This is a genomic window from Verminephrobacter aporrectodeae subsp. tuberculatae At4, assembly GCF_000193225.1.
In the GTDB taxonomy this organism is placed as follows: domain Bacteria; phylum Pseudomonadota; class Gammaproteobacteria; order Burkholderiales; family Burkholderiaceae_C; genus Acidovorax; species Acidovorax aporrectodeae.
Genome location: NZ_AFAL01000331.1, coordinates 1 through 216 on the forward strand (window position 1 = coordinate 1; position 216 = coordinate 216).

Genomic DNA, 216 nt, shown 5'->3' on the forward strand with positions numbered 1-216 from the left:
GGCTCGCAGGCCTCGAACATCGGCAGCACCGTGGCCATGAATTTGCCGTGCTTCGCCAATGCCAGGTTGACCAGCAGGTTGTTGCGGCCACGGAGCGCGACCTCGGTCTCCTCATCGACCTCGTCCTCGTCGTTGCGCCGCTCAACCGCCCGTCGCTCCAAGAAGGCCAAAACCGTCTCGGGCGACGAGGCCAAGAGCACTGCTTCTTGAATGACG

1 protein-coding gene is annotated in these 216 nt (G+C 63.4%); it reads right to left on the reverse strand.

Translation table 11 applies throughout. The features are described from left to right. On the reverse strand, nucleotides 1-194 hold a 194-nt coding region (locus VTU_RS26325), incomplete at its 3' end, for a hypothetical protein (RefSeq protein WP_138927813.1). Nucleotides 195-216 lie beyond the last annotated feature (22 nt).